Consider the following 25,785-nt stretch of genomic DNA (forward strand, 5'->3'; position numbering starts at 1 on the left):
GCATGCCGAAGCGCCCGAGGTGCAGGTGCACCGCCGGGCGCCGCGTCATACGCGCCGGTGAGGGCGTGTCAGGAGGCGAGGACCTCGTCGAGCAGCGTCTCCGCCTTGTCCTCGTTGGTGTTCTCGGCGAGCGCGAGCTCGCTGACCAGGATCTGGCGCGCCTTGGCCAGCATGCGCTTCTCGCCGGCCGACAGGCCGCGCTCGCGCTCCCGACGCCACAGGTCGCGGACGACCTCGGCGACCTTGATGACATCACCCGAAGCGAGCTTCTCGAGGTTCGCCTTGTAGCGGCGGGACCAGTTGGTGGGCTCTTCGGTGTACGGTGCACGCAGCACCTCGAACACGCGGTCCAGACCCTCCTGGCCGACCACATCCCGGACGCCGACGAACTCGGCGTTCTCGGCGGGTACGCGCAGCGTCAGATCTCCCTGCTGCACCTTCAGCACCAGGTAGGTCTTGTCCACACCTTTGATCTGGCGGGTTTCGATGGCCTCGATCAGCGCTGCCCCGTGATGGGGGTAGACCACCGTGTCGCCAACCTTGAACGTCATGTGACAGGACCCCTTCCGTGGCTTACCAGAATAACACGGTTTCGAGCGCACCCGAAGGGCGTTTTCGCAGGTCAGGGCGGGTCTCAGGGCTTGACAAGCACCCCCATGGCATGCTGCGACCGGTGTTCGACAGGGGCTTACCGCAGGTGGGAGGCGGTGTGCCGGGTTCGCGAAACCTCTGGTCAACACTCCCGCAACCATGATTGGATCTTGAGTTTTTACCCAGGACGCCACGGCGGGGCCGTTCGTGATCCGATCGCGACACGGGGCCACCCCGTGAGAACGGGATAAGTAAGGGTCAGTAGTCTGAGGGTGACCACCGAAACGGTGATCATCACTGATCGACACCCAAGGAGAAGTCGCCGCCGTGAGCCGGAGCCTTCGACGCGGCGCCATCGCCGCCCTCGTCCTCGCCGCGATCGTCCCGCTGTCCGCCTGCGCGGCGGGCAACACCGCGGACACGCTGGAGATCAAGCCGGACAACGCGGCGACCTCGATCGGCAACGACCTCCGCCTGAACAACATCGTGGTGGTCGCCCCGGCGACCGCGGCGGCCGAGTACGAGGGCCCGCTGGCCGTCACGGTCAACATCAGCAACACCGACAGCGTCCCGCACTCGCTGAAGTCGCTCCTGGTCGGCACGACCGCCGCGACCTTCACCGACGACAAGGGCGGCGCCCTCTCCGAGGTCGTCATCCCGGCCGGCGGCGCGGTGCTGCTCGGCGGCGACGGCCAGCCGTCCGCCCGGGTGACCGGCACCAAGGTGACCGTCGGCGGCAACGCCGAGACCTCGTTCGGCTTCGGCGACGCCGGCAAGGTCACCGCGCCGGCGTACGTCCAGCCGGCCGTCGGCTACTACGCCGGCTACGGCCCGGCCGAGGAGGCGGCGAAGCCGTCCGCCGCGGCCTCCCCCTCGGCCTCCGCGTCGGGCTCCCCCGCCGCCTCCGCGTCCGCCTCCCCCGGTGCCTCAACCTCGCCGTCGGCCGGCGCGTCCGCCTCGGCCTCGGCCGGCGCCTCCGCGTCGACCACGCCGTTGGCCGGCCGCGTGAGCGGTTCGCCCAGCCCGAGCGCGCACTGACCGCACGCAGCGACGCGAAGGGGCCCCTGCCGAGCAGGGGCCCCTTCCGCGTGCGCGGGCCGGTCTACGGCTCGAACTTGTACCCGAGGCCGCGGACCGTCACCAGGTAGCGCGGGGCACCCGGGTCCGGCTCGATCTTGGCGCGCAGCCGCTTGACGTGGACGTCCAGCGTCTTGGTGTCGCCCACGTAGTCGGCGCCCCAGACCCGGTCGATCAGCTGCATCCGGGTGAGCACCCGGCCGGCGTTGCGCAGCAGCATCTCCAGCAGGTCGAACTCCTTGAGCGGCAGGTCGACCTTGGCGCCGTCGACGGTCACCACGTGCCGGTCGACGTCCATCCGCACCGGGCCGGCCTCCAGCGCGCCGGGCACGGTCGCGCCCTCGGCGCCGCCGTCCTCGCCGCGGCGGCGCAGCACCGCGCGGATCCGGGCGACCAGCTCGCGGGTGGAGTACGGCTTGGTGACGTAGTCGTCCGCCCCTATCTCCAGCCCGACGACCTTGTCGATCTCGCTGTCCTTGGCGGTGACCATGATCACCGGAACATTCGAGCGGACCCGCAGCTGGCGGCAGACCTCGGTGCCGGGCAGGCCCGGCAGCATCAGGTCGAGCAGGACCAGGTCGGCGCCGTTGCGCTCGAACTGCTCCAGGGCGTCGGGCCCGGTGGCGGCGACAGCCACCTCGAAGCCCTCCTTGCGGAGCATGTACGAGAGGGCGTCGCTGAACGACTCCTCGTCCTCGACCACCAGTACACGGGTCACGATCGGGCCTCCGGGGCAGGAAGGTAGGTTGTTGCTTCGGTTTCGTCGGTCAGGGTGCGGTCCTGGTCCGGGGCCTTCCCGGCCGGGAGCCGCAGGGTGAAGGTGGACCCCTGGCCCTCGACGCTCCACACCGACACCGTGCCGCGGTGGGACGCGGCGACGTGTTTGACGATGGAGAGTCCGAGGCCGGTTCCACCGGTCAGTCGGGAGCGGGCCGGGTCGACCCGGTAGAAGCGCTCGAAGATCCGCTCGCGGTCCTTCTCCGAGATGCCGATGCCCTGGTCGGTCACCGAGATCTCGATCAGCTCGCCGTCCGCCTCGCCGAGCGCGGCGGCGCTGGAGATCCGGCGGGTGGCGAGCGCCACCCGGGTACGCGGCGGACTGTAGTTGACGGCGTTCTCGACCAGGTTGCCGAGCGCGGCGGCGAGCTGCCCGCGGTTGCCGTTCAGGTAGAGGCCGCCCACCCCGCCGGAGGCGATGTGGATCTGCTTGGCCGCGGCGGTCTGCCGGCAGCGGTCGATCGCCTCGGACAGCAGCTCGTCCACCGGCACCGGCTCCGGGTCGACCTTGAGCTGGTCGTCCTGGACCCGGGAGAGGTCGATGATCTCCTGCACCAGGCTGGCCAGCCGGGTCGCCTCGACCTGCATCCGGCCGGCGAAGCGCTGCACCGCCTCCGGGTCGTCGGAGGCGTCCGCGACCGCTTCGGAGAGCAGCGACAGGGCGCCCACCGGGGTCTTCAGCTCGTGCGAGACGTTGGCCACGAAGTCGCGCCGGATCGCCTCGATCCGGCGGCGCTCGGTGAGGTCCTCGACCAGCACCAGGACCAGCCGGGAGCCGAGCGGGGCCACCCGGACCGAGACCGCCAGCGGATCGGCGGCGCGCGCGGCGCCGCCGGGGCGGGTCAGTTCCAGGTCCACTTGGCGGATCTCGCCGTCCCGGCGGGTGGCGCGGGCCAGCGACAGCATCTGGTCCACGGCCATCGCGCCGCCGCGGACCAGGCCCATCGCGTAGGCGGCGGAGCTGGCCTTGACCACCTCGTCGCCGTCGCCGAGCACGATGGCGCAGGAGCGCAGCACCGAGAGCACGGTGTCCACACCGGGCGGGAGGGCCGGCTCCTGTGCCGGGGCGGATCCCACGCCGTTCTTCGTACCGCCGCTGCCGCGTGCCTGCTCGCGCTCGCTCCAGCGGAAGGCGATGGCGGCCGTGAGGCCGACGCCGAGCCCGGCTATGGCGCAGGCAGCGGCGGCGGCCACGTTCACGTCCATAACGCCAGCGTAAGCGCATGAGCGGCGCGCTCCGTAAGGGTGCGATCAAGGCATCGGCCGTACGTTGCCGAGAATTCACCTTCAGGCTTCCGTCGATTCACTGTCACGGCCGTGCCTCGTCGCCCGAACGGCTCAGTGTTGGCGGAGCACGCCCGTGTGGGCGGTGGCGCGGCTACCATTCGCGCCACCAGCAGCGGACGCCCTTCCCGGGGCGGCCGGTCGGCACCGCCACCGACACAGGTACTGGAAAGGGATGAAGCGCATGCGCGACGCGTACCACGAGGAACTCGACTCGATCAGCGACGGCCTGGTGGAGCTCGCCCGGATGGTGGGTTCGGCGATGGGCCGTGCCACCACCGCGCTGCTCGACGCCGACCTCGCCCTGGCGGAGAGCGTCATCGCGGCCGACGAGAAGATCAACGAGCTGCACCACGAGCTGGAGAACCGCGCCATCGACCTGCTGGCCCGCCAGCAGCCGGTCGCCACCGACCTGCGGATCGTCGTCACCTCGCTGCGGATGAGCGCCGACCTGGAGCGCTGCGGCGACCTCGCCCGGCACGTCGCCAAGGTCGCCCGGCTCCGCTTCCCGGAGACCGCCGTCCCCAACGACCTGCACCCGATCGTCCTGGAGATGGGCCAGCTCGCCCAGCGCCTGGTCGCCAAGGCCGGCCTGGTCATCGCCACCAAGGACGTCGACAAGGCGCTCGAACTGGAGCGGGACGACGACGCGATCGACGCGCTGCACCGCGAGCTCTTCTCGCACCTGCTGGACGACCGCTGGCAGCACGGCATCGAGACCGCGGTGGACGTGACCCTGGTCGGCCGCTACTACGAGCGCTTCGCCGACCATGCGGTGTCGGTCGCCAAGCGCGTGGTGTTCCTGGTCACCGGCGAGCACGTGGACGACTTCGTCGCCACCGCCGAGCCGGCCGAGTAACCGGCCTTCGGCCGCGGGGGCGCACGCAGGGGTGCGGCCGGCGCCCCCGCGCGCCCGTTGACGCACCGTCACGGGCCGGGCTTCACTCGTGTCGTAGGCGTACCTTCGGTGCGCCCGGACGAGGAAGGCTTCAGCGCGATGAAGGCGAACCCCACCTCCACCACCCACCCGTCCGACCACGCCGCCCCGAGCGCCGCCCGGCTGCTGCCCATCGTCGCCGCGGGATGCGGCTGCGGCCCGGGCTGCGGGTGCGGCTGCCAGTCGGGCGCGCCCTGCCAGTGCGGCGGCGCGAGCGGCGGCTGCTGCGGCGGGCACTGAGACCACGCACGGCCGGGCACCCGCACGGGGTGCCCGGCCGCTCTGCCGCGCCGTGGCCCGGGAGGACTCAGTACGTGACGTCCAGGCACTGGTAGAAGGCGTTGCCGGTGTCCGCGATGTCCCAGACCGCGAGGACCACCTGGTGGCCGGTCCGGCCCGAGGGCATCGTCGCGGTGTGGCTCAGCGTGGTCGGCGGCTGCGCGCCGTTGTACGGCACGGTCAGGAACGGCGTCAGGTCGAGGTTGCTGCGGGTCAGCTTGGTGCTCGCGCTGTAGCCCGGCTTGGTCATGAAGTACCGGAACCGGGTGGTCGCGTGCCGGGCGGTGAACTTCCAGGTGAAGGTCAGCTGCTGCCCCGCGGTCACCTTCTTCGCCGGCCAGGCGCCGCCGCGCGGGTCGTCCAGCTGGGCGAAGCGGCTGTTGCCGCCCGCGCACAGGGTGCCGTCGGCCGGTCCCGAGGTGGGGAAGTTCTTCGGGCCCTCGACGCTCTGCGGCTCCCACTGGATGTCGCCGCAGTTGGTCACCGTGCCGGCCGCACAGTGCGCGGCCCGGCTCGGCGGGGTGGTCACCCAGCCGTGCGAACCGGCCGGCACCGCCGTCGCCAGCGGTAGGGCGAGCGCGGCCGCGACGGCCGCGAAAATGGTGCGCTTGCGCATGGTGCTCCTCCGTGGGGGTGGATGGAGTACGCCGAACACGGGCGCGACAAGGCGTGGCCGTCGGGGGTTGTCATGCCCGCACCGGTCTAGTCCTCCCACGCTAGGGAGCCCACCGCCCGCCGTCAATGGTCTGAACCATCAAGCCCCACACGGGAGTTGGCGCCGACCGCCCGGCCCGTCCGGCTCACCGGACCGCCCGGAACGGCGACGGCCCGCCGCCCGCGCTGGTGGCGCGGGGGGCGGGCCGTTTCGCCTTCGGGCTTACTTCTTGCCCTGGTTCTTGACCGCCTCGATGGCGGCCGCGGCGGCCTCCGGGTCGAGGTAGCGGCCGCCGGGGGTGACCGGCTTGAAGTCGGCGTCGAGCTCGTAGACCAGCGGGATGCCGGTCGGAATGTTCAGGCCGGCGATGTCGGCGTCGGAGATGCCGTCCAGGTGCTTGACCAGGGCGCGCAGGCTGTTGCCGTGCGCCGTGACCAGGACGGTGTTGCCCTCGGCGAGATCCGGGACGATCGCGTCGTACCAGTACGGGAGCATCCGCTCGACGACGTCCTTGAGGCACTCGGTGGCGGGCCGCAGCTCCGAGGGGATCTCGGCGTAGCGGGCGTCACCGGCCTGCGAGTACTCGGCGTCGTCGGCGAGCACGGGCGGCGGGGTGTCGTACGAGCGGCGCCACAGCTGGAACTGGTCCTCGCCGAACTCGGCCAGGGTCTGGGCCTTGTCCTTGCCCTGGAGGGCACCGTAGTGGCGCTCGTTCAGGCGCCAGCTGCGGCGGACCGGGATCCAGTGGCGGTCGGCCTTGTCCAGGGCGATCTGCGAGGTGCGGATCGCGCGGCGCAGGAGGGAGGTGTGCACGACGTCGGGGAGCAGGCCCTCGGCAAGGAGCAGCTCACCGCCGCGCGCGGCTTCCTTCTCGCCCTTCTCGTTGAGGTCGACGTCGACCCAGCCGGTGAAGAGGTTCTTCTGGTTCCACTGGCTTTCGCCGTGGCGGAGCAGGATCAGTCGGTAGGTCGTGTCAGCCATGGCCCCCAGCTTAGTGGCTCGAATTTAAGTGCTGGTCGGGCCGAAGGTCCGCTAGTAATGTGTGCGCCACCATCCTGCCTCTTACCGTCGTGCTGAGCGGACCACCCGCCCCGCTCAGCGGGCGTCCATGTCCCGGGAGCCCCCATTGGCTGCGCCAAGCCGCGTCCGCACCGCCGTCTCGGAGACCGTGGGAGGACTGCCGCAGCAGTTCTGGTGGCTGTGGGCGAGCACGCTGGTGAACCGGCTCGGCGGCTTCGTGGTCACCTTCCTGGCCCTGTACCTGACCGCCGAGCGGGGTTACTCCGCCTCGTACGCCGGACTGGTCTCCGCGCTGTTCGGCCTCGGCGCGGCCATCTCGGCGCTCGGCGCTGGCGTGCTGACCGACCGGCTCGGCCGGCGACCCACCCTGCTGGCGGCGCAGCTCGCCACGGCCGTGTTCACCGCGGTGCTGGGCTTCACCGACGGGCCGGTGGCGATCGCGGTGGTGGCGTTCCTCACCGGCCTGGCGAACAACGCCTCCCGCCCCGCGATCTCGGCGATCATCGCCGACATCGTCCCGGCCGAGGACCGGGTCCGGGCGTACTCGCTGAACTACTGGGCGATCAACATCGGCTTCGGCGTCTCCGCCGCCGCGGCCGGGCTGATCGCCACCCACGGCTACCTCACCCTGTTCCTGCTGGACGCGCTCTCCACGCTGCTCTGCGCGGTGCTGATCTTCGTCCGGATCCCGGAGACCCGGCCCGATCGGACCGCCGCCGTCGCTCCCGGCAGCAAGCCGGTCGGCCTGGGCACCGTCTTCCGGGACGGCCCGTTCATGGCCGTGGTCGGCGTCAACCTGCTGCTCGCCATGGTCTTCCAGCAGGGCTCCACCACACTCGCCGTCGACATGGGGCAGCACTCCATCACCACCGCCGAATTCGGCCTGGTCGCCAGCCTCAACGGCGTGCTCATCGTGCTGCTCCAGCTACCGGTCACCCGCTGGATGGAGGGCCGCAGCCGGACCGGCCTGCTGGTCGCCGGCGCCCTGCTGATCGGCTGGGGCTTCGGGCTGAGCGCGCTGGCCGGCAGCTCCGCCGCGCTGTACGCGCTCACCGTGGTGGTCTGGACGATCGGCGAGATCATCAACGCGCCGACCATGATGGGCCTGGTCGCCGAGCTCTCCCCCGCGACGGCGCGCGGCCGCTACCAGGGCGTGTACTCGCTGTCCTGGTCGCTGGCGTCCTTCCTCGGACCGCTCGCGGGCGGCCTGCTGCTCGACCACGCCGGATCCGCGGTGCTCTGGGGCACCTGCGCCGTCGTCGGCACGATCGCGGCCGTCGCCTTCGTCCCGATCGGCCGCCGGAAGACCGTCGCCCCGCCCCCGGTCCCCGCCGCCGAACAGCCGGCCGCCGCCGTCGCCTCCTGAACCCCTCCGGCCCCGGGCCTCAGGCGCCCTCGGCCTGGCGGATCCTGATCCACGCCTCGTGGTCGCCCCGGGCGATCTCCTCGAACTCGGCGTGCACCCGGTCGACGTCCTCCGCGGCCGGCGGCTCCTCGCCGAGCCCCGCCCGGAGGTAGTCGATCGACCGGGCCAGGGTGGTGAGCCGGTGGACGGTGTCCGCGCGCTGGATCCACACCGTGCGGTACGAGAAGAACGTCGCCCACGCCGCCAGCACCGTCACCAGCGCGCCGAGCGCCAGCGCCACGTTCGCCAGCCACTGCTCCGCGCCCGTCGACACCTTCACGCCGAGCAGGACGGTGATCAGCGCCGACAGCGTCACCGTCGCCAGCTGCAGGGTGAATGCCCGCCGCCGGTCCCAGTCCCGACGGCGCCGGCGCTCGACCAGCTCCGCGCGGACCAGCTGTTCCAGGTACGCCAACTGCCGTCCGGTGGCCCCCGCCGTGTCCGTCATCCGTCCGCCCCCCGTCGCTGTGTTCGAACGGTCATCCAAGCAGAGCGGGACGGCGCGGGGCGGGGGTTCCGCTCAGGCGGTGGCGGGGGGCTGCTCCGCCGCGGGGCCGGCGAGGTGCGCGAACGCCTCCAGGTTGCGGGTGGACTCGCCGCGCTTGGTCCGCCACTCCCACTCGCGGCGGATCGCGCTCGCGAAGCCCAGCTCCAGCAGGGTGTTGAACGGCTCGTCCGCGTTCTGCAGCACCGTGCCCAGCAGCCGGTCCACCGCGTCCCCGGTCAGCGCCTCCAGCGGCAGCCGGCCCGCCAGGTAGACGTCGCCCAGCGGGTCGATCGCGTACGCCACCCCGTACAGGCGGGTGTTGCGCTCCAGCAGCCAGCGGTAGACGCCCTCGTGGTTCTCGTCCGGGCGGCGGATCACGAACGCGTTCACCGACAGCGTGTGGTCGCCGACCCGCAGCGCACACGTGGTCGACAGCTTCCGCGTCCCGGGCAGCGTCGCCACCAGCGTGTACGGATCGGCCGCCGCCGGCTCCCACGCCACCCCGGCCTCGTCCAACGCCCCCCGCAGCAGGGCCAGCGCCCCGTCCTTGTCACCCATGCCCCCACGCTATCCGCCCACCCCGTGCCCCCGCCCTGTCACCCGCATCACGCCGCGAGCCCCGCGCAGCGGGCCGGGGCCGGGTGGTCAGGCGAAGCGGAGGCGGGAGGGGGTGCGGGGGGTGAGCGCGGAGGCGTAGACGTCGGCGGTGGTGGCGGCGGAGGCGGACCAGCCGAAGGCGGTGGCGTGGTGGGCGGCGGCCTGCCCGAGGCGGGTGACGAGGGCGGGGTCGGTGGCGTAGGGCTCCAGCGCGTGGGCCCAGGCCTCGGGGTCGTGGCCGTTGACCAGGGTGCCGGTGCGGCCGTCGCCGACGGCGACCGGCAGGCCGCCGACGGAGGCGGCGACCACGGGGGTGCCGCAGGCCTGGGCCTCCAGGGCGACCAGGCCGAAGGACTCGCTGTGCGAGGGCATGACGAGCGCGCTCGCGGCGCGGTACCACTCGGCGAGCTGGGCCTGCCCGACCGGCGGGTGGAAGCGGACCACGTCGCCGATGCCGAGCTGTGCGGCGAGCTTGTGCAGGCTCTCGGGCTTGGCGAGGCCGGTGCCGGAGGGGCCGCCGACGACCGGGACAACGAGCCGTTCGCGCAGTTCGGGGCGGTGGGCGAGGAGCTGGGCGACGGCCTTGAGCAGGACGTCCGGCGCCTTGAGGGGCTGTATTCGCCCGGCGAAGAGCAGGACGGCCGCGTCCTGCGGCAGCCCGAGCCGGGCGCGTGCGGCGGCACGGTCGCCGGGCCGGAAGACGTCCAGGTTGACGCCGGGGTGGACGACGGCGAGCTGCTCGGGGCGGGCGCCGTAGTGCCGGGTGAGCTCGGCGGCTTCCTCGGCGGTGTTGGCGATCAGCCGGTCGGCGGCGTCGACGACCTGGGTCTCGCCGATGACGCGGGCGGCGGGCTCGGGGGTGTCGCCGTCGGCGAGTGCGGCGTTCTTGACCTTGGCCATGGTGTGCATGGTGTGCACGAGGGGCACGCCCCACCGTTCGGCGGCGAGCCAGCCGACCTGGCCGGAGAGCCAGTAGTGGGAGTGGACGAGGTCGTAGTGGCCGGGCCGGTGCCCGGCCTCGGTGCGCAGCACGGCGTGGGTGAAGGCGCAGAGCTGGGCGGGGAGGTCTTCCTTGATCAGGCCTTCGTAGGGGCCGGCGGTGACGTGCCGGACCAGGACGCCGGGGGCGAGCTCGACGACGGGTGCGTCGTCGGAGCTGGTGGCGCGGGTGAAGACCTCGACCTCGATGTCGATCTCGGCGAGCCGCTTGGCGAGCTCGACGATGTAGACGTTCATGCCGCCGGCGTCGCCGGTGCCGGGCTGGTGCAGCGGGGAGGTGTGGACGCTGAGCATGGCGATCCGGCGCGGTCGGCGGCGGCCGCCGACGAGGGCCTGGAGCCGGGCGCGGGACGGCACGGTGAGCCGGTCGCGGCGGGCTGTCCGGACGAGGTGCTGGGTCACCTGGCTGAAGCCTCCTCTGTGCTCCGGGCGGGGCCGGCGTGCGGCGGTACTGATCGGCGGCACTGGTCGGTGGTGGGGCGTCCCGGCGCGGGGTCTCCGGCCGGTGACGTGCGGCCGCCCGCGGCCGGGGGCAGCGGGCGGACAGACGTCCAGTGTGCCAACCACGGCGCGAGTGCCACCTATTCCCCGTCTCAACCCGTGAGACCCGGTGCCCGGAATTGCGTACGCTTGCCCGCATGGCCGCCTCCGACCACCCCACGACTCCGCCCGGCCCGCCGGGTCGCGGCCGCGTCTCCCGGCCGGTCGGAACGATCACGCGCGGCACCACCGGCACCAACCGCCTGCGCCGGATGGACCGCTGGATCGCGCACACCGCGGCCGGTCCGCTGCGGCTGGCGGAGCGGCCCCCGATCGCGGTGGACCTGGGCTACGGGGCGGCGCCGTGGACGGCGGTGGAGCTGTCCGCCCGGCTGCGGGCGGTGCGGCCGGACGTGCGGGTGGTCGGCATCGAGATCGATCCGGCCAGGGTGGCGGCGGCCGCGCCGTACGCCGAGGAGCCGCTGCTGACCTTCCGGCGGGGCGGGTTCGAGGTGCCGCTGGACGGTGCGCGGGCCCAGCTGATCCGGGCGGCGAACGTGCTGCGCCAGTACGACGAGGACGCGGTCGCGGAGGTCTGGGAGCGGCTGTGCGGGCGGCTGGCGCCGGACGGGCTGCTGGTCGAGGGGACCTGCGACGAGATCGGGCGGCGGCACGTCTGGGTGGCGCTGGGCCCGGAGGGGCCGCGGACGGTGACCTTCGCGGCCCGGCTGGGCAGCCTGGGCCGACCGTCGGACCTGGCGGAGCGGCTGCCGAAGGCGCTGATCCACCACAACGTGCCGGGGCGGCCGGTGCACGCGTTCCTGGCCGATTTCGACCGGGCGTGGGCGGCCGCGGCGCCGTACGCCGCGTTCGGGGCCCGGCAGCGCTGGGCGGCGGCGTGTGCGGCGCTGGCGGCCGACTGGCCGCTGGTGGACGCGCGGGGGCGCCGGCGGCAGGGCGAGATCACGGTGGCCTGGTCGGCGCTGGCCCCGCGCTGAGCGCTCCGGTGTGCGGATCGCGCGTTTCACTCGAACGAATTATCGAACATCGCTGGCGTGTTGACGCCCCGTCGCGCCACCATGGAAGCGCACACCCGGCCCGCCCCGTCCGCCATGTGACTGCTCATCAGCCCAGCTCGCGCCAGACCCGTTCGAACGTCTCGTACGCCGCCCCGTCGAAGAGCACGAACCGCACCTCCTCCAGCACACCGCGACCAGCCTCCGCCCCGGTGACGGTGGTGAGGGCGATCCGTGCCGCGTCCTCCATCGGCCAGCCGAAGATTCCCGCCGAGATCGCCGGGAAGGCCACCGTCCGCGCCCCCAACTCCACCGCCACCCTCAGCGATTCGCGATAACAGGAGGACAGCAGCCCGGCCCGCCCCTCGTAGTCGGCGGCCGAATACACCGGTCCGACGGTGTGCACCACCCAGCGGGCCGGCAGCCGTCCCGCCGTGGTCGCCACCGCACGGCCGGTCGGCAGCCCCTTGCCGTAGTGGGAGGCACGCAGCCGGCGGCAGTCCGCGAGGATCTCCGGGCCGCCCCGCCGGTGGATCGCGCCGTCCACCCCGCCGCCGCCGAGCAGGCTCGAATTCGCGGCGTTCACCACCACGTCCACCTGCTGATCCGTGATGTCACCCTGCACCAGCGTGATCCGCGTCACCGATCCCGACCTCCACCGCTCCCGTCGGTACGGCGCCGTCCGGCCCGCCGCACTGACCCGAACCGTAACCAGAACACCCACCAAGAGCGTGGCAATAACCACATCAGCGGCGCTCGGTCCGAGAAATTTCCGGAGATCACGTTATGGTCGCGAGAAGCTCCTCGACCCGCGGTGGTGCCAGGCGGGCACTGCGCGCGGACCCCAGCCGTTGGGCAGTCGGGGAAAGGAAGGACCGACCCATGCCCGCAACGGGAGACGGGCGGGCAGCTGCCGCGCGGACCGCTGTCGCCGCCGGCGCCGCCGTCCACGGCGGCAGCGCCACCGGTACCGGAGCCGAGACGGGCACGCCGATACCGCACCCGCGGAGCACCGCCGGTCGGCGCCCCACCGCGGCCCCGTCGCACACCGTGTCGGCACCCGGTCCCCAGCCCGGCGGGCCGAGGAGCGGCCTGGGCGGCCCGGGCGGCCCCGGCGGATCCGGCAGCGGACGGCCCGAGCGACTGCTGGTGATCACCGGCCCGGCCGGCGAGTGCACGCTGTACGACACCCTGGCGGGCGAGACCGGTCCGGGCATCGAGCTGCACCGCGTCCCCGGCGTGGCGCAGGCCCTCGACCTGCTGCCCCCCGCCCCGGGCACCGGCCGCCGCGCCGCGCACCAGCTCGACTTCACCTGCATCCTGCTCGACCTGGGCACCCCCGGCGAACTGCCGCCCGGCTCCGACGGCCTGGACGGGCTGCGCGCCCTGCTGGCCCGCGCGCCGTACACCGCGGTGGTCGTCCTCACCGACGCCGCCGGCACCGAACTGGGCGCCGCCGCGGTCGCCGCCGGCGCCCAGGACTTCCTGATCCGGCAGGAGACCGACGGTCCGCTGCTGGCCCGCGCCCTGCGGTACGCGATGGAGCGCAAGCGGGCCGACGAGTCGCAGCGCCGGCTGGTCGAGGCCGAGCTGCGCGGCCAGGAGAACGCGCGCCTCCAGCGCCACCTGCTGCCCACCCCGCTGCTGGACGGCGCCGGTCTCGCCTTCACCCGCCGGTACCGGCCGGGCCGCCGCCGCGCCCTGCTCGGCGGCGACTTCTACGACGCGGTCCGCACCAAGGACGGCCGGGTCCACGTGGTGATCGGCGACGTCTGCGGCCACGGCCCGGACGAGGCCGCGCTCGGGGTCGCGCTGCGGATAGCGTGGCGCACCCTGGTCTTCGCCGGCCTGTCCGGCGGCGAGCTGCTCACCACCCTCCAGCACGTCCTGGAGCACGAGCGGCGCAGCGACGAGATCTTCGCGACGCTCTGCATGGTGGTCCTCGCCCCGCAGGAGTCGGCGGAGGCGCCGGGCGCCGAGGAGGCCGAGCTGTACCTGGCCGGCCACCCCGCGCCGCTGCTGCTCGCCCCGGCGGAGCGGCCCGTGCTGCTGCCGTCCGACCTGGCCGGTCCGGCGCTGGGCCTGCTGCCCTGCGACGCCAGCCACGCCGCCTGGCCCGCGCGCCGGCTGCGGCTGCACCCCGGCTGGCGGCTGATGCTGTACACCGACGGCCTGGTCGAGGGCCGGGTCGGCGCCGGCTCCCGGCGCCTCGGGCAGGACGGCCTGATCGACCTGATCGCCGACCACCAGGCGGGCGGTCTCACCCGCGGCCGGCTGGTCGACAGCGCCATCGCCGAGGTCGAGGAGCTGAACGGCGGCGCGCTCGCCGACGACGTCGCCGTGCTGCTGCTGGAGCGCAACCCGGTGCCGTTGATCATGGGATGAGCCGGTCCGGTCGGCCGGTCCGGTCGGCCGGTCCCGGTCCGCCGGGAGGACGTACGAGAGGGCGGCACCCCCGATCCGTGGGGTGCCGCCCTCTCGTACGTCCTGCCCGCGCCTACCGGTGCCTGGCGCTCCGGCTCCGGCTCACCAGGGGCCGTACGGGCCGGTGTTCCGGTTGTTGCCGCTGCCGCGGCCGTCGGTCAGCTGCTTGATCGCGGGGCGGACGTCCACCACGTACACGATCGCGGCGACCAGGCCGATCAGCGTCAGGAAGCCGGTGATCGGGTTGGCGCCGAACAGCAGGTCCAGGCCGAGGGCCAGGCCGAGGACGACCAGCCAGAACGGCTTCGTCTTCTTGTCCGCCGCCCGGTACGCGTCCTCGCGGCGGGTCGCGGCGTCGATGAAGGCGAACGCCTTGAAACCGATGATCGCGGTCGCGATCCACCAGAACGGATTCAGGACGTCGAAGTACAGGATCTGCACTGCGTTCTCCTCACTACGGCTTCCGGGATCCCACCGTCCATCGTGGCACGCCCGGCCACCCGTCCGCGGCTACTCCTTCGGAGCGGCGGACTTCCGGGCCCGGGTGCTCTTCTTCGCGGCGGGCTTCTCGGCCGGAGCCTCGTCCACGTCCACGGCCACAGCCTCGACCTCGACCTCGGCCACCGGCTCGGCGTCCACCACGACCTCGGCCACCACGACCTCCGCCTCGGCGCCGCCGGTGGTCTTCTCCACCACGACCCGGCCGCGCACGGCCAGCTCGTCGTAGGCCTCCTTGGCCTTGACCGCGAACTCCAGCGCGCGGCCGACCTGCTGCATGGCGAACTCCTGCGCCTTCTCCTGCAGCACCTTGACGTCGGTGGGCAGGGCGCCGACCGACTCGGTCAGCTTCGCCTGCGCCTCGACGAGCTTGCTGCCCGCCTCCTGCAGCGCGGCGGCGGCCTTCTCCTGGGTGCCCTTGCGGTCGGCGGCCAGCGCCTCGACCCGGCCCGGCACCTCGCGCAGCTTCTCCACCGCGAGGTCGCCGGCGCCCGCCAGGGCGTACAGCGGGGTCGGGTCGCTGAGGGTCTTCTTGATGTCGTCGGTGATCGCCATGTCCGGTCCTCCCGGGTGTGTGGTGCGTTCGGTCAGCCGTCGCTGTCGGCTTCGCGCTCCTCGCGGTTCTCCTTGAGGAACGCCTCGTACACGGCGAGCAGCGCCTGCTTCTGCCGCTCGCTGATCTGCGGATCCGCCAGGATCGCGGCCCGCAGCCCGGGCCCCTCCTCCTGCCGCTCCTCCAGGATCCCGGCCTGCACGTACAGCGTCTCCGCCGAGATCCGCAGGGCCTTCGCGATCTGCTGCAGGATCTCCGCGCTCGGCTTGCGCAGCCCGCGCTCGATCTGGCTCAGGTAGGGGTTGGACACGCCGGCCGCCTCCGCGAGCTGCCGCAACGAGTACTGCGCGTTGCGCCGCTGCTCCCGGATGTACTCGCCCAGCGAGCCGACGTTGAGTGACCCCATGGCCACAGCATGCCCCGGCCTGCTTGCAATTGCAAGCAGGCCGCTAACTCCCGCAACCACGCGCCGCCGACCGAGCCGGTAGCCGAGGCAGCCGACGTCGGTCCGGCTCACCCCGTCCGAAGGCGGGACACACACTGCCCCGAAGAGTGTCGGGTCTGATCATTAGGCTTCCGGCCATGACCAGCGATCTCGGATTCACCTGCTCGTGCTGCGGCGAGCACCACGCAGAGCTGCCGATGAACTACTCGACGACGGCCCCCTACGTCTGGGACCCGAGCTTCGCCGACGCCCCCGATTGCCTGCTCTCGTCGGATCAGTGCGTCATCAACGCGCAGCACTACTTCGTCAAAGGGTTGATCGAGATACCGGTCATCGGCAGCAACGATGTGTTCTCCTGGGGCGTCTGGGTCTCCCTGAGCCGCGAGAACTTCGCCCGTGCCGCCGACCTCTGGGACACACCGGGGCGCGAATCCGAGAAGCCGTACTTCGGCTGGCTGACCACCGAGCTTCCCGTCTACTCGCCCAGCACCATCAACCTGAAGACCCACCTCCACACCAGGCCAATCGGTCAGCGTCCCCTCATCGAGCTCGAACCCACCGACCACCCCCTTGCGGTCGAACAGAGGACGGGCATCACCCGGGATCGCGTGCGCGAGATCGCCGAGGCCGTTCTCCACGCCACCAACGACGACTCCTGACCATGACCGGCCAGGGAGGGGACATGAAACAGCTCTCGGACAGCACGCCGTCCGTCACGGCGGGCACGGGCTCGCCGGTTGGCGCGAGCGGCTCGTCGCCCGCCGAGGCCGCGACTGCAGTCACGCCTGGCCCGGCCAGGTAGCGTGCCGGCATGACGGCGGACGGGGCAGGGGTGGGGCGGCCGGGGGCGCTGGTGTGCGACCTGGACGGGGTGCTGCGGCTGTGGGACGCGGCGGACCTGACGGCACTCGACCGGGCGTACGGCCTGGCGGCCGGGACGCTGGCCGGGGCCGCGTTCCGGGAGGAGCGGCTGGTGCCGGCGGTGACCGGGCGGGTCACGGACGAGGAGTGGCGCGCGGCGGTGGCGGCGGACCTGGCCGGACCGTGTGGCTCCGCCGAGCGGTCCGGCGAGCTGGTCGAGCGGTGGGGCCGGCAGCCGGCCCGGGTGGACGAGCGGGTGCTGGCGCTGCTGAACGCGGCCGCGCGGCGGATGCCGGTGGCGCTGCTGACCAACGCGACCACCCGGCTGGAGGCCGACCTCGCCGCGCTGGGCCTGGACACGGCGCTGGACGCGACCGTGGTGAGCACGGCCCGGATCGGTGTCGCCAAGCCCGACCCCCGCGCGTACCTGGCCGCCGCCGAGCGGCTCGGCGTCGCGCCCCGGCGGTGCCTGTTCGTCGACGACACCGCCGCCAACCTGCCCGGCGCCCGGGCGGTCGGGATGGCCGTCCACCACTACCGGCACGTCGACGGTCTGCGGGCGCTGCTGGAGCCGTCCACGGGGTGAAATCCGCGGCCCCGGCGGGAGGGCCCGTGCCACGATCCACACCATGCCGATCTTCAGTTCGTACGACGGAACCGCGCTCTGGTACGACCTCGTCGGCGCCGGCCGCCCCCTGGTGGCACTGGCCGGCGGCCCGGGCGCGGACGCCCGCTACCTGGGCGACCTCGGCGGGCTGCCGGCCGACCGCACGGTGATCCGGCTGCACGCCCGGGCGACCGGCCGCTCGGCGGTGCCCGACGGCCGGGCCGGCTGCTCCTTCACCGAGCAGTGGCGGGACGTCGAGGCGCTCCGCGCCCACCTGGGCCTGGACGCGATCGACCTGCTGGGCCACTCCGCCGGTGCGCTGACCGCCCAGCGCTACGCCGCCGAACTGCCCGCGCGGGTGCGCCGGCTGGCCCTGGTGACGCCGGTCGGCCGGTCGGCGCGGGAGCCCCAGGACGCCGAACTGGCGGCGATCCGGGCGTCCCGGTCGGCGGAGCCGTGGTACCCGGACGCGGCGGCGGCCGACCGGGAGCTGCGGGCCGGCGGCGACGCGGCCGAACTCTCCGCCCGGATCACCCCGTTCTTCTGGGGCCGGTGGGACGAGCGGGCCCGCGCCGAGGCCTTCGACCCGGAGCTGGTGCCCGCGCGGCCGTGGATCCGCGAGGCGTTCTACGCCGGGGCGGGCGAGCCCGAGCCGGTGAGGGTTCCGGTGCTGGTGGTGGCGGGCGCGCTGGACGGGGTGATCGGCACCGTCCCGGCCCGGCTGGTCGCCGAGTGCCACCCGGACTCCCGGCTGGAGGTGCTGGCCGGCGCCGGGCACCGGCCGTGGGTGGACCGGCCGGAGGAGTTCCGGGCCCTGCTGGCCGGCTTCCTGGACGGCCCAGAGGCGGTCAGCGCCGGCCGGTGAGATCGCGGTACGCGGGCGCCAGCAGGACGGCGAGGTCCCGGCCGCGCACCGTGATGCCGGACGGGTCGAGGTCCGGCACGGCGGACAGACGGACGTCGTTCCCGGGGTCGGCGCGCAGGGTGAACCCGCCCCGCCAGAAGTCCTCCAGGCAGTCGTCGAGCGGTCGGTCGCCGAGCGGCACGGCGTCGGGCACGGGTCTCACGCTCCGTACGGGTCGAGGGTGTCAGGGATGTCGAGAGGGTCGAGGGTGTCGGCGGAGAGGCTGAGCAGGTCGCGCAGCCGGTCGGCGGGCAGTTCGGTCAGCCACTGCTCGCCGGGGGTGACCACGGCGTGGGCCAAGGCGCGTTTGGCGTCGATGAGTTCGGCGATCCGTTCCTCGACCGTGCCGGTGCAGACCAGCCGCCGGACCTGCACGGTGCGGCGCTGGCCGATCCGGTGGGCGCGGTCGGTGGCCTGGTCCTCGACGGCCGGGTTCCACCAGCGGTCCAGGTGGATCACCTGGTTGGCGGAGGTCAGGTTGAGCCCCGTCCCGCCCGCCTTCAGCGAGAGCAGGAACACCCGTGGCCCGTCCGGCTGTTGGAAGCGCGCCACCAGCTCGTCCCGGCGCGCCTTGGGCACGGCGCCGTGCAGGTGCGCCACCTCCTCCCCCAGGCGGCCGCGCAGGTACGGCACCAGCATCCGGCCGAACTCGGCGTACTGGGTGAAGACCAGCACCCGGTCGCCCTCGTCCAGGGCCTCGCGCAACAGGTCGACCAGCCGCTCGACCTTGCCCGAGCGGCCCGCCAGCGCCGAGCCGTCGTGCAGCAGTTGGGCCGGGTGGTTGCACACCTGCTTGAGCCGGCCGATCGCCGCGAGGACCGCCCCCTTGCGCTCCACGCCGCGCAGCCCGCCCAGCCGCTGCAGCAGGTCGGCGACGACCGCCCGGTAGAGCCCGGCCTGCTCGGCGGTGAGGTCGCAGCGGACGGTGAACTCCTGCTTGGCGGGCAGGTCGTCGACGATCGCCGGGTCGCTCTTCAGCCGGCGCAGCACGAACGGGCGGGTGAGCCGGGCGAGCCGGGCCGCGGCCTCGGCGTTCCCGGACTGCTCGACCGGCACCGCGAACCGCTCCCGGAACGACTCCGCACTGCCGAACAGACCGGGGTTGGCGAACTCCAGCACCGCGTGCAGCTCGGCGAGCCGGTTCTCCACCGGCGTGCCGGTGAGCGCGATCCGCGGCCCCGAGCGCAGCGAACGGATCGCCCGCGACTGCCGGGCCCCGAGGTTCTTGATGTGCTGCGCCTCGTCGGCGACGATCCGCCGCCAGCGGATCCGGCGCAGCGCGACAGCGTCCCGCTGCAGTACGCCGTAGGTGGTGACGACCAGGTCCGCCGAGGCGTCCGGGGCGCCGGCGCGGTCGGCACCGTGGTGGACGTGCACCCGCAGGCCGGGCGTGAACCGGGCCGCCTCCCGCTGCCAGTTGCCGACCAGCGACATCGGGCAGACCAGCAGCACCGGCCCGGTCGCGCCCCGCGCCTTCTCCACCGCCAGCAGCGCGAGGGTCTGGACGGTCTTGCCGAGACCCATGTCGTCCGCCAGCACCGCGCCGAGACCGAGCCGGCCGAGTCCGTCCAGCCAGGCCAGGCCGCGCTGCTGGTACGGGCGGAGGGTGCCGGTGAAGTCCCCCGGGAGGGAGGGCGGTCGCAGGTCGGGGAGCGGGCGGCCGGCGAGCAGGTCGCCGAGCGGTCCGTCGGCGTGGACGGTGACCACCGGGAAGCCGTCGACGGTCGCCGCGTCGTCCACCGCGAGCCGGAACAGCTCGGCGGGTTCGAGCGGGTCGGTGCCGCGGTGGGCGAGGAAGCGGACGGCGGCGGCGATCTGCGCCGGATCCACCGCGACCCACTGGCCGCGCAGCCGGACCAGGCCCTGCTGGGCGGCGGCGAGCTCCTCCAGTTCCTGCTGGGTGAGGGTCAGTTCGCCGATCGCGAGCTGCCAGCGGAAGTCGAGGACGGCGTCCCGGTCGACCTGCGCGGTGCGCTTCACCGCGCCGGCGATCGCGGGGGTGGCCGTCAGCGCGAGGCCGAGCCGGGGGCGGCGCTGCCACCAGGAGGGCAGGAGCACGCCGAACCCCGCGCGGGCGAGCACGGGCGCGGTGTCGGTGAGGAAGTCGAGGGCGGCCGCGCGGTCGAGGTCGACGCCGGCGGGGCGGGTGCGGTGGAAGCCGTCCCGCAGGCCGGGGCGGAGCCCGGCGGCCCGGTCGAGTTCGGCGAGGAACGCCTCGGCGGGGTCGGGGACGGCGCGGGCGAGCGCGGCGCGGCCGGGGCCGTCGGCCCACAGGTCGGCCGCCGGCACCACGAGCGAGGGCCGGTCGGCGGGGCGGACCAGCAGGTCCAGCCGCCACACCTCGCCGGGCGCCGTCCCTTCCGGGTCCTCGCCGTCCGGACCGAGCGGTTCGGACAGCCGGAAGTCCAGCCGGACCGGGCTCAACCGTCCCTCCGCCGCCACCAGCCACCCGCCGAGCGCCTCGCCCAGCCCTTCGCCGGGCTCCCCGACGAGCCGGCCGTCCCCCCGGAACAGCGCCCCGACCCACTCCTCGACCCCGTCCGCACCCGCGGCGACGGGTGCGGGCACGGCGGTGTCGGCCAGGGCGGCGCGGGCCTCCTGGTCGACCAGGGCCTCCAGGACGGTGTCGAGGAGCCGGGTTCCGGTGCGTTCGGGGGCGCCGTGCTCGGCGCGGGCGATCGGGGGGCAGCCGGCGGCCAGGGCCGCGGCCTCGGCGCGGGTCGCGGGGTCGTGGACGGGACGCCACCGGGCGTACCGGTGACCGTGCTCACCGCGCAGGACGGGGAGCACCCGCCCCTGCCCGACCAGCCGCCAGGCGAGGTCGTGGACGGCGGTCAGCCAGCGCAGCGAGGCGCCGTACGCGATCTCGACCTGCCGTCCGTCAGGGAGTTCGGCGGTGGCCCCGGCCCAGTGCGGGTCGAAGAGCGCGCCGAGCAGCTGGGCCGCGTGCGCGGGTTCGAGGAGCAGGCCGGGGACGCGCCAGGCGTCGAGGGTGAGGCCGGCCCTGGGGGGTGCGCCGAGCGGCAGGTCGGGCGAGGGGACGGGTCGGCCGCCCAGGCCGGGCAGGCGCAGGCCGGTCCAGCGTTCGGCGGCCTGCTCGGCGAGCCAGCCGAGCCCGGGGCCGATCCCGGCGAGCAGGTCGGCGACGGCCGCGGCCCCGCACGCGTAGGGGTGGGCGGCGCCCGGGCCCGCTCCGCCGCCGGCGGCGTGGAGTTCCGCGCTCTCCGCCCAGAGCGCGAGGCGGCCGTCGGCGCGCCAGATCGCGTGCAGGGCGTACATCCGGCGGGCCTCCGGGAGCGGGGGGACGGGGTGGATTCCCACCCTAGCCCCGCCCTATCGAGGACCGAAGCTGTCCGCATGCCCCGATAGCGTCGGTCCTACCGAAACGGCGACGAGAGGACTGCACGATGCCTTCCCTGGTGAACGCGGAGACCGACGAGCGCGACGCCCTGCTCGCCTTCCTGGCGGCCCAGCGCGGCGGGCTGCGCCGCGCGGTGCTCGGCCTGTCCGAGGAGCAGGCGGCGGGCACCCCGACCGTGAGCAGCCTGTCCCTCGCGGTGCTGATCAAGCACGCGGCACGCTGCGAGCGCTTCTGGATCACCGAGAACCTGCTGCAGCAGGGCGGCGGGGAGGAGTCGGCCTCGATGGAGCGCTGGGCGGACGAGTACCGCCTGGTGGAGGGCGACACCCTGGCGGGCTGGCTGGCGGTGTACGAGCAGGTGGCGGCGGAGACCGAGAAGGCGGTCCGCGAGCTGCCGAGCCTTGAGGTGGACTTCCCGCTGCCGGTGGCGCCGTGGTTCCCGCCGAACAGCCGCCGGACGGCGCGCTGGGCGCTGCTGCACCTGATCCAGGAGACGGCGCGGCACGCGGGCCACGCGGACATCATCCGGGAGACGGTCGACGGCAAGGTGGCCTTCCAGCTGCTGGCCGAGGAGCAGGGCACCCCCTGGAACTGATCGCCCGATCGGGTGAACCTCGGGGCTCCTCGAACCAGGTGGTTGAAACTTGAACCAGAAAGGGTTACGGTGGAGCCAACAAGTTGAAGCCTAAACAACTGGCTTCGAACCCGAGGAGGAGCCATGGGATTCTTCAACCGCACCAACAAGTCCGACGCCCCCGCCGCTGCCGTCGCGGTCGCCGAGCCGAAGGCCGACCTGGCCCACGTGACCGGCGACTACGCGATCGACCAGGCGCACAGCAAGATCGGCTTCGCGGTCCGGCACGCGATGGTCACCAACGTGCGCGGCGAGTTCGCGGAGTACGAGGGCAAGCTCCACCTGGACGGCGCGAACCCGGCCGCCTCCACCGCCGAGCTGGTGATCAAGGTCGCCTCGATCGACACCAACCAGGCCCAGCGCGACGAGCACCTGCGCACCAGCGACTTCTTCGAGGCGGACGCCCACCCGGAGATCACCTTCAAGTCCACCTCCGCCGAGCGGATCAACGGCGACACCTTCCGGATGCACGGTGACCTGACCATCAAGGGCACCACCCGCCCGGTCGCGCTGGACCTGGAGTTCACCGGCACCGCCACCGACCTGTACGGCGCCGACCGGGTCGGCTTCGAGGGCGGCACCACGGTCGACCGCACCGACTGGGGCCTGACCTACAACGCCGCGCTGGAGACCGGCGGCGTGCTGATCGGCGAGAAGGTCAAGCTGTCCTTCGACATCTCCGCGGTCAAGGCCGCCTGACCCGACCCCCGGCAGTACGCAGAGATCTCCCGGTATCGCCCCCGCCACTCCCCGGCGGGGGCGCCGCCGTTTCTCGGCGCAGCACCACGACGCCCCTCGACGCAGCAACGCGGCGCCCCTCGGCACGGCGTCCCTCAGCGCAGCAACGCGGCACCCCTCGACGCAGCAGTGCGACGTCCTCGGCCGGCAGCCAGCTGCCCGCCGGCCGCGCCAACCAGCCTTCGGCCGAACCGAGCGCGCCGGCCGCCGCCCGCAGCGCGGCGAGTGCGGGATGCCGGAACGCGGGCCGGTGGACCAGCCCGACCAGGGCCAGCGGCACCGGATCGACCAGCGGCCGGGTGACCGTGCCCTCGGGCGCCGGCCCGCCGACCGTGGTCAGCACCGGGTCGCCGTGCCGGACCACGTACCGGCCGAACTCCCCCTGCCCGACGGCCGGCGGCCGCCCGGGCGCGGCCGTCAGACCGTGCTCGGTGAGCAGGCGCAGACCCAGCGCGGTCCACTCGGTGGTCGCCGGGTTCCCGACGCAGACGTCCACCGGGTGGCCCGCCAGTGCGGCCACCGGCACCTGCGGCAGCCCCGCCAGCGGATGCCCGAGCGGCAGCACCACCGCCATCCGCTCCAGCCTGACCGGCAGGTGGGCGAGCTGCTCCCGCTCGGGGGCCGGCAGCCCGGCGAAGCGGCCGAACGAGACGTCCAGCCGGTGTGCGATCAACTCCCCCGCCGCGGCCGCCAGTCCGCCGTGGAAGCGGGCCAGCAGCTCGCACTCCGGGCGGGCCGCGCGGGCCGCCGCGAGCAGCCGGTCGGCGGTCAGGTCCGGGCCGCTCACCTCGCTGTTGAGGTCCACCAGCAGCGCGCGGGAGCCGTCCGGGACGGCGATCTCGTCGTGCAGCTCCAGGAAGCGCCGCGCCTTCGGCAGCAGCCGGTGGCCGGCCGCGGTCAGCGCCACGCTGCGCGTCGACCGGTCGAAGAGCCGCTCCCCCAGCGCCCGTTCGAGGCTCTGGACGTCCCGGCTGAGTGCCTGCTGAGCGGTGTGCAGCCGCTCGGCCGCCCGGCCGAAGTGCAGCGTCTCGGCGGTCGCGACGAAACCGCGCAGCAGGCGGGGGTGCAGGTCACGGGGCATGCGCGCCAGATTAACAACGCGGCTGCGTCAATGCCGCGAATATCCGGAGCCGACTGTCGGCACCGGATGCGAGCATGGCCGCCATGGGGGAAGCGATCACGTACGTGCGCGGCGACGCCACCGCCCCGCAGGGCAAGGGCGTCAAGATCGTCGCGCACGTCTGCAACGACCTGGGCGGCTGGGGCAAGGGATTCGTGCTGGCCGTGTCGCGCCGGTGGCCGGAGCCCGAGGCGGCGTACCGGCGCTGGCACCGGGAGCGGGCGGGCAACGACTTCGGACTGGGCGCGGTGCAGCTGGTCCAGGTCGGGCCGTATTTGTGGGTGGCGAACCTGGTGGGCCAGCGCGGGATCCGCACCGGCCGGTCCAGCGGGGTGCCGGTGCGCTACGAGGCGATCGACACCGCGCTGGCGACCCTCGGCGGGCACGCGCTGCGCCTCGGCGCCTCCGTCCACATGCCGCGGATCGGCTGCGGCCTGGCCGGCGGGCGCTGGGAGCGGGTGGAGCCGCTGGTGACCGCCCGGCTCGGCGACCGGGGCGTGCCGGTCACGGTGTACGACCACTAGTAGTGCTTTGTTAGGTGATGCGCGGGCTCTGGTCCTGGGTGGGTTTCGGCGGTTCTCTGCAGGCATGACTCCGGATGAACTCGGCGCTCTACGTGATGAGTTGGAGGCGTTCGCGGCTGAGGTGTTCGCTCCGCTGCGGCGCTCGGACCAGCAGGACAAGGGCATCAGCTACCTGCGCGGCCTGCTGCTCGACGGCCGGCGCAAGTCGATGCAGCCGATGGCCGAGCGACTGGGCATCGACCACCAGCGCCTGCAACAGTTCATCTCCTCCTCGACCTGGCCGGTGGACCAGGTCAGGTCGAGGCTGGCCGACCGCGCGACAGACGCCCTCGAGCCGGACGCGTGGGTCGTGGACGACACCGGTTTCCCGAAGGACGGCACCGGTTCGCCGGGGGTGGCCCGTCAGTACTCGGGCACCCTGGGAAAGGTCGGCAACTGCCAGGTCGGGGTGAGCGTGCACGCGGTCACCGACAGCGCGTCCTGCCCGCTGAACTGGCGACTGTTCCTGCCCGAGTCCTGGGACCCGGCCAAGGCCGCCGATCCGGCCGGGGCCGCCTTCGTCGAGCGCCGTCGGGCCCGCTGCGGCATCCCGCCAACCGAGGGCCACCGGCCGAAGTGGCAACTGGCCCTGGAGATGATCGACGAGCTCGCCGCATGGAAGCTCGCTCCTCCGGTTGTGGTCGCCGACGCCGGCTACGGCGACAACGCGCACTTCCGTGCCGCCCTCGACGAGCGCAAGCTGCGGTGGATCGTGCAGGTCAAAGGCCTCGCCACCGCCCATGCGATCGACGCCGTCACCCACCAGCCGCCCTACGGCGGACTCGGCCCCAAGCCCAAGCCCCGCTACCGCACCCGTCCCGTTTCGCTGGCGGAGCACGTCCAGGCCGCAGGGAGGGCAGCGGCCCGGACGGTGACCTGGCGGCGCGGCTCCCGCGACCGGCTGACCTCGACCTTCGTCGCCCTGCGCGTCCGCCTGGCCGGCCGCCGACCCCGGCTGGAACAGGACGGCACCCTGCCGCCCTGCTGGCTACTTGCCCAGTGGCCACCGGACCTGCCGGAACCGTCCCATTACTGGGTCTCGAACCTGTCCGAGGACACCCCCGTCGAGGAACTCGTGCGGCTCGCCAAGATCCGCTGGCGGATCGAACACGACTACCGCGAGCTGAAGACCGCCCTCGGCCTGGACCACTTCGAGGGCCGCTCCTGGACCGGATGGCACCGGCACGTCACGCTCGTCACCGCGGCCCACCTCTTCGTGACGCTGACCCGGAGCCGCCCAAAAGTCCCTGCTCGGGCATGACCCTCTACCAGGCAGTCAGAGCACTCCAACAGCTCCTGGCCACTTGGAACGGACCATGCCCGACCTGCCACCAGCCACTCGCACGACCGATCCCAGCCCCGACCTAACAAAGCACTACTAGGGTCCGTCTTCAAACCCCCGTCGTCCGCCCGAAGGGCGGGCGGGGCGTCGTTGGGGTGCGTGCATCGGCGGCGCCGACGAGGGAGTCCATG

At 73.6% G+C, this 25,785-nt stretch carries 28 protein-coding genes; 13 read left to right on the forward strand and 15 right to left on the reverse strand.

Features of this window, described 5'->3' with window-relative positions:
- Positions 1 to 68: 68 nt before the first annotated feature.
- Positions 69 to 551 (reverse strand): CarD family transcriptional regulator, encoded by a 483-nt coding sequence (locus ACGFX4_RS33395; RefSeq protein WP_014136563.1) that lies wholly within the window; start codon positions 549 to 551, stop codon positions 69 to 71.
- Between the two features lie 367 nt (positions 552 to 918).
- Here ACGFX4_RS33395 and ACGFX4_RS33400 point away from each other — a divergent pair, with 367 nt between their 5' ends.
- The gene (locus tag ACGFX4_RS33400; protein WP_393082551.1) at positions 919 to 1,629 is read left to right on the forward strand and encodes a DUF461 domain-containing protein; all 711 of its coding nucleotides are present in this window, start codon (positions 919 to 921) and stop codon (positions 1,627 to 1,629) included.
- Positions 1,630 to 1,693: 64 nt separating this feature from the next.
- Here ACGFX4_RS33400 and ACGFX4_RS33405 read toward each other — a convergent pair whose 3' ends face one another.
- Entirely contained in the window at positions 1,694 to 2,386 is a 693-nt protein-coding gene (locus tag ACGFX4_RS33405) for a response regulator transcription factor (protein WP_345697789.1), read from the reverse strand.
- The gene (locus tag ACGFX4_RS33410) at positions 2,383 to 3,651 is read right to left on the reverse strand and encodes a sensor histidine kinase (protein WP_393082554.1); all 1,269 of its coding nucleotides are present in this window, start codon (positions 3,649 to 3,651) and stop codon (positions 2,383 to 2,385) included. The genes ACGFX4_RS33405 and ACGFX4_RS33410 overlap by 4 nt, the downstream gene beginning before the upstream one ends.
- A 262-nt stretch (positions 3,652 to 3,913) precedes the next feature.
- Between ACGFX4_RS33410 and phoU the strand changes: the two genes are divergently transcribed.
- Both phoU and ACGFX4_RS33420 read left to right on the forward strand, forming a co-directional pair.
- Entirely contained in the window at positions 3,914 to 4,588 is a 675-nt protein-coding gene (phoU, locus tag ACGFX4_RS33415; RefSeq protein WP_393082557.1) for a phosphate signaling complex protein PhoU, read from the forward strand.
- Positions 4,589 to 4,726: 138 nt separating this feature from the next.
- Positions 4,727 to 4,906 carry a hypothetical protein gene (locus ACGFX4_RS33420; RefSeq protein ID WP_393082561.1) on the forward strand — a complete coding sequence of 60 codons (180 nt, stop codon included), beginning with the start codon at positions 4,727 to 4,729 and terminating at the stop codon, positions 4,904 to 4,906.
- Between the two features lie 67 nt (positions 4,907 to 4,973).
- Here the strand turns inward: ACGFX4_RS33420 and ACGFX4_RS33425 are convergent, their stop codons facing one another.
- Together ACGFX4_RS33425 and ACGFX4_RS33430 are read right to left on the reverse strand one after the other, a co-directional pair.
- On the reverse strand, positions 4,974 to 5,561 hold the full coding sequence (locus ACGFX4_RS33425) for a lytic polysaccharide monooxygenase (protein WP_393082564.1): 588 nt from the start codon (positions 5,559 to 5,561) through the stop codon (positions 4,974 to 4,976).
- A 261-nt stretch (positions 5,562 to 5,822) separates the two neighbouring features.
- Positions 5,823 to 6,581 (reverse strand): phosphoglyceromutase, encoded by a 759-nt coding sequence (locus tag ACGFX4_RS33430; RefSeq protein ID WP_345697794.1) that lies wholly within the window; start codon positions 6,579 to 6,581, stop codon positions 5,823 to 5,825.
- 127 nt (positions 6,582 to 6,708) lie between these two features.
- Between ACGFX4_RS33430 and ACGFX4_RS33435 the strand changes: the two genes are divergently transcribed.
- The gene (locus ACGFX4_RS33435; RefSeq protein WP_393082567.1) at positions 6,709 to 7,986 is read left to right on the forward strand and encodes an MDR family MFS transporter; all 1,278 of its coding nucleotides are present in this window, start codon (positions 6,709 to 6,711) and stop codon (positions 7,984 to 7,986) included.
- Between the two features lie 19 nt (positions 7,987 to 8,005).
- Here ACGFX4_RS33435 and ACGFX4_RS33440 read toward each other — a convergent pair whose 3' ends face one another.
- From ACGFX4_RS33440 to mshA, 3 genes are all read right to left on the reverse strand, one after another.
- Complete coding sequence (locus ACGFX4_RS33440; RefSeq protein WP_393082570.1) at positions 8,006 to 8,473, reverse strand: DUF4231 domain-containing protein; 468 nt, start codon at positions 8,471 to 8,473, stop codon at positions 8,006 to 8,008.
- 72 nt (positions 8,474 to 8,545) lie between these two features.
- A complete protein-coding gene (locus ACGFX4_RS33445; RefSeq protein WP_345697797.1) occupies positions 8,546 to 9,070 on the reverse strand; it encodes a YbjN domain-containing protein in 525 nt (174 codons plus the stop codon).
- Positions 9,071 to 9,157: 87 nt separating this feature from the next.
- Positions 9,158 to 10,510 (reverse strand): D-inositol-3-phosphate glycosyltransferase, encoded by a 1,353-nt coding sequence (mshA, locus tag ACGFX4_RS33450; RefSeq protein ID WP_393082574.1) that lies wholly within the window; start codon positions 10,508 to 10,510, stop codon positions 9,158 to 9,160.
- A gap of 236 nt (positions 10,511 to 10,746) precedes the next feature.
- Between mshA and ACGFX4_RS33455 the strand changes: the two genes are divergently transcribed.
- Entirely contained in the window at positions 10,747 to 11,586 is an 840-nt protein-coding gene (locus ACGFX4_RS33455) for a class I SAM-dependent methyltransferase (RefSeq protein ID WP_393082577.1), read from the forward strand.
- A 127-nt stretch (positions 11,587 to 11,713) separates the two neighbouring features.
- Here ACGFX4_RS33455 and ACGFX4_RS33460 read toward each other — a convergent pair whose 3' ends face one another.
- The gene (locus ACGFX4_RS33460; protein ID WP_393082580.1) at positions 11,714 to 12,247 is read right to left on the reverse strand and encodes an O-acetyl-ADP-ribose deacetylase; all 534 of its coding nucleotides are present in this window, start codon (positions 12,245 to 12,247) and stop codon (positions 11,714 to 11,716) included.
- 239 nt (positions 12,248 to 12,486) lie between these two features.
- On the opposite strand from ACGFX4_RS33460, the gene ACGFX4_RS33465 reads away from it, so the two are divergent.
- A complete protein-coding gene (locus ACGFX4_RS33465; protein WP_393082582.1) occupies positions 12,487 to 13,989 on the forward strand; it encodes a PP2C family protein-serine/threonine phosphatase in 1,503 nt (500 codons plus the stop codon).
- Between the two features lie 141 nt (positions 13,990 to 14,130).
- On the opposite strand, the gene ACGFX4_RS33470 is transcribed toward ACGFX4_RS33465, so the two are convergent.
- From ACGFX4_RS33470 to ACGFX4_RS33480, 3 genes are all read right to left on the reverse strand, one after another.
- The gene (locus ACGFX4_RS33470) at positions 14,131 to 14,463 is read right to left on the reverse strand and encodes a DUF2516 family protein (protein ID WP_393082624.1); all 333 of its coding nucleotides are present in this window, start codon (positions 14,461 to 14,463) and stop codon (positions 14,131 to 14,133) included.
- Positions 14,464 to 14,538: 75 nt separating this feature from the next.
- Positions 14,539 to 15,081: a hypothetical protein gene (locus ACGFX4_RS33475; RefSeq protein ID WP_393082585.1), complete on the reverse strand. Its 543-nt coding sequence runs from the start codon at positions 15,079 to 15,081 to the stop codon at positions 14,539 to 14,541.
- A gap of 32 nt (positions 15,082 to 15,113) precedes the next feature.
- On the reverse strand, positions 15,114 to 15,485 hold the full coding sequence (locus ACGFX4_RS33480) for a helix-turn-helix domain-containing protein (RefSeq protein ID WP_393082588.1): 372 nt from the start codon (positions 15,483 to 15,485) through the stop codon (positions 15,114 to 15,116).
- A gap of 176 nt (positions 15,486 to 15,661) precedes the next feature.
- On the opposite strand from ACGFX4_RS33480, the gene ACGFX4_RS33485 reads away from it, so the two are divergent.
- The 3 genes from ACGFX4_RS33485 to ACGFX4_RS33495 all read left to right on the forward strand — a co-directional run bounded on the left by ACGFX4_RS33485 (position 15,662) and on the right by ACGFX4_RS33495 (position 17,857).
- Positions 15,662 to 16,183, forward strand: a complete 522-nt coding sequence (locus ACGFX4_RS33485) for a DUF2199 domain-containing protein (protein WP_393082590.1) — start codon at positions 15,662 to 15,664, stop codon at positions 16,181 to 16,183.
- 152 nt (positions 16,184 to 16,335) lie between these two features.
- Entirely contained in the window at positions 16,336 to 16,971 is a 636-nt protein-coding gene (locus tag ACGFX4_RS33490; protein WP_393082592.1) for an HAD-IA family hydrolase, read from the forward strand.
- A gap of 43 nt (positions 16,972 to 17,014) precedes the next feature.
- Positions 17,015 to 17,857, forward strand: coding sequence for an alpha/beta fold hydrolase (locus ACGFX4_RS33495; RefSeq protein ID WP_393082595.1), 843 nt, complete (start codon positions 17,015 to 17,017; stop codon positions 17,855 to 17,857).
- Here ACGFX4_RS33495 and ACGFX4_RS33500 read toward each other — a convergent pair.
- Complete coding sequence (locus ACGFX4_RS33500) at positions 17,841 to 18,050, reverse strand: hypothetical protein (RefSeq protein WP_393082597.1); 210 nt, start codon at positions 18,048 to 18,050, stop codon at positions 17,841 to 17,843. The genes ACGFX4_RS33495 and ACGFX4_RS33500 overlap by 17 nt on opposite strands.
- 5 nt (positions 18,051 to 18,055) lie before the next feature.
- Positions 18,056 to 21,217: an SNF2-related protein gene (locus ACGFX4_RS33505; protein ID WP_393082600.1), complete on the reverse strand. Its 3,162-nt coding sequence runs from the start codon at positions 21,215 to 21,217 to the stop codon at positions 18,056 to 18,058.
- Positions 21,218 to 21,303: 86 nt separating this feature from the next.
- Between ACGFX4_RS33505 and ACGFX4_RS33510 the strand changes: the two genes are divergently transcribed.
- Together ACGFX4_RS33510 and ACGFX4_RS33515 are read left to right on the forward strand one after the other, a co-directional pair.
- Positions 21,304 to 21,852 (forward strand): DinB family protein, encoded by a 549-nt coding sequence (locus ACGFX4_RS33510; RefSeq protein ID WP_393082603.1) that lies wholly within the window; start codon positions 21,304 to 21,306, stop codon positions 21,850 to 21,852.
- 123 nt (positions 21,853 to 21,975) lie between these two features.
- Positions 21,976 to 22,590 carry a YceI family protein gene (locus ACGFX4_RS33515; RefSeq protein WP_393082605.1) on the forward strand — a complete coding sequence of 205 codons (615 nt, stop codon included), beginning with the start codon at positions 21,976 to 21,978 and terminating at the stop codon, positions 22,588 to 22,590.
- Here the strand turns inward: ACGFX4_RS33515 and ACGFX4_RS33520 are convergent.
- Positions 22,577 to 23,710 (reverse strand): LysR family transcriptional regulator, encoded by a 1,134-nt coding sequence (locus tag ACGFX4_RS33520; protein ID WP_393082608.1) that lies wholly within the window; start codon positions 23,708 to 23,710, stop codon positions 22,577 to 22,579. The genes ACGFX4_RS33515 and ACGFX4_RS33520 overlap by 14 nt on opposite strands.
- An 83-nt stretch (positions 23,711 to 23,793) precedes the next feature.
- On the opposite strand from ACGFX4_RS33520, the gene ACGFX4_RS33525 reads away from it, so the two are divergent.
- Both ACGFX4_RS33525 and ACGFX4_RS33530 read left to right on the forward strand, forming a co-directional pair.
- On the forward strand, positions 23,794 to 24,273 hold the full coding sequence (locus tag ACGFX4_RS33525) for a macro domain-containing protein (RefSeq protein ID WP_393082611.1): 480 nt from the start codon (positions 23,794 to 23,796) through the stop codon (positions 24,271 to 24,273).
- A gap of 64 nt (positions 24,274 to 24,337) precedes the next feature.
- Positions 24,338 to 25,573 (forward strand): IS701 family transposase, encoded by a 1,236-nt coding sequence (locus ACGFX4_RS33530; protein ID WP_393082613.1) that lies wholly within the window; start codon positions 24,338 to 24,340, stop codon positions 25,571 to 25,573.
- The last annotated feature ends 212 nt before the right edge of the window (positions 25,574 to 25,785 follow it).

Origin of the sequence: Kitasatospora sp. NPDC048365 (assembly GCF_043200835.1) — a bacterium.
Lineage (GTDB): Bacteria > Actinomycetota > Actinomycetes > Streptomycetales > Streptomycetaceae > Kitasatospora > Kitasatospora terrestris.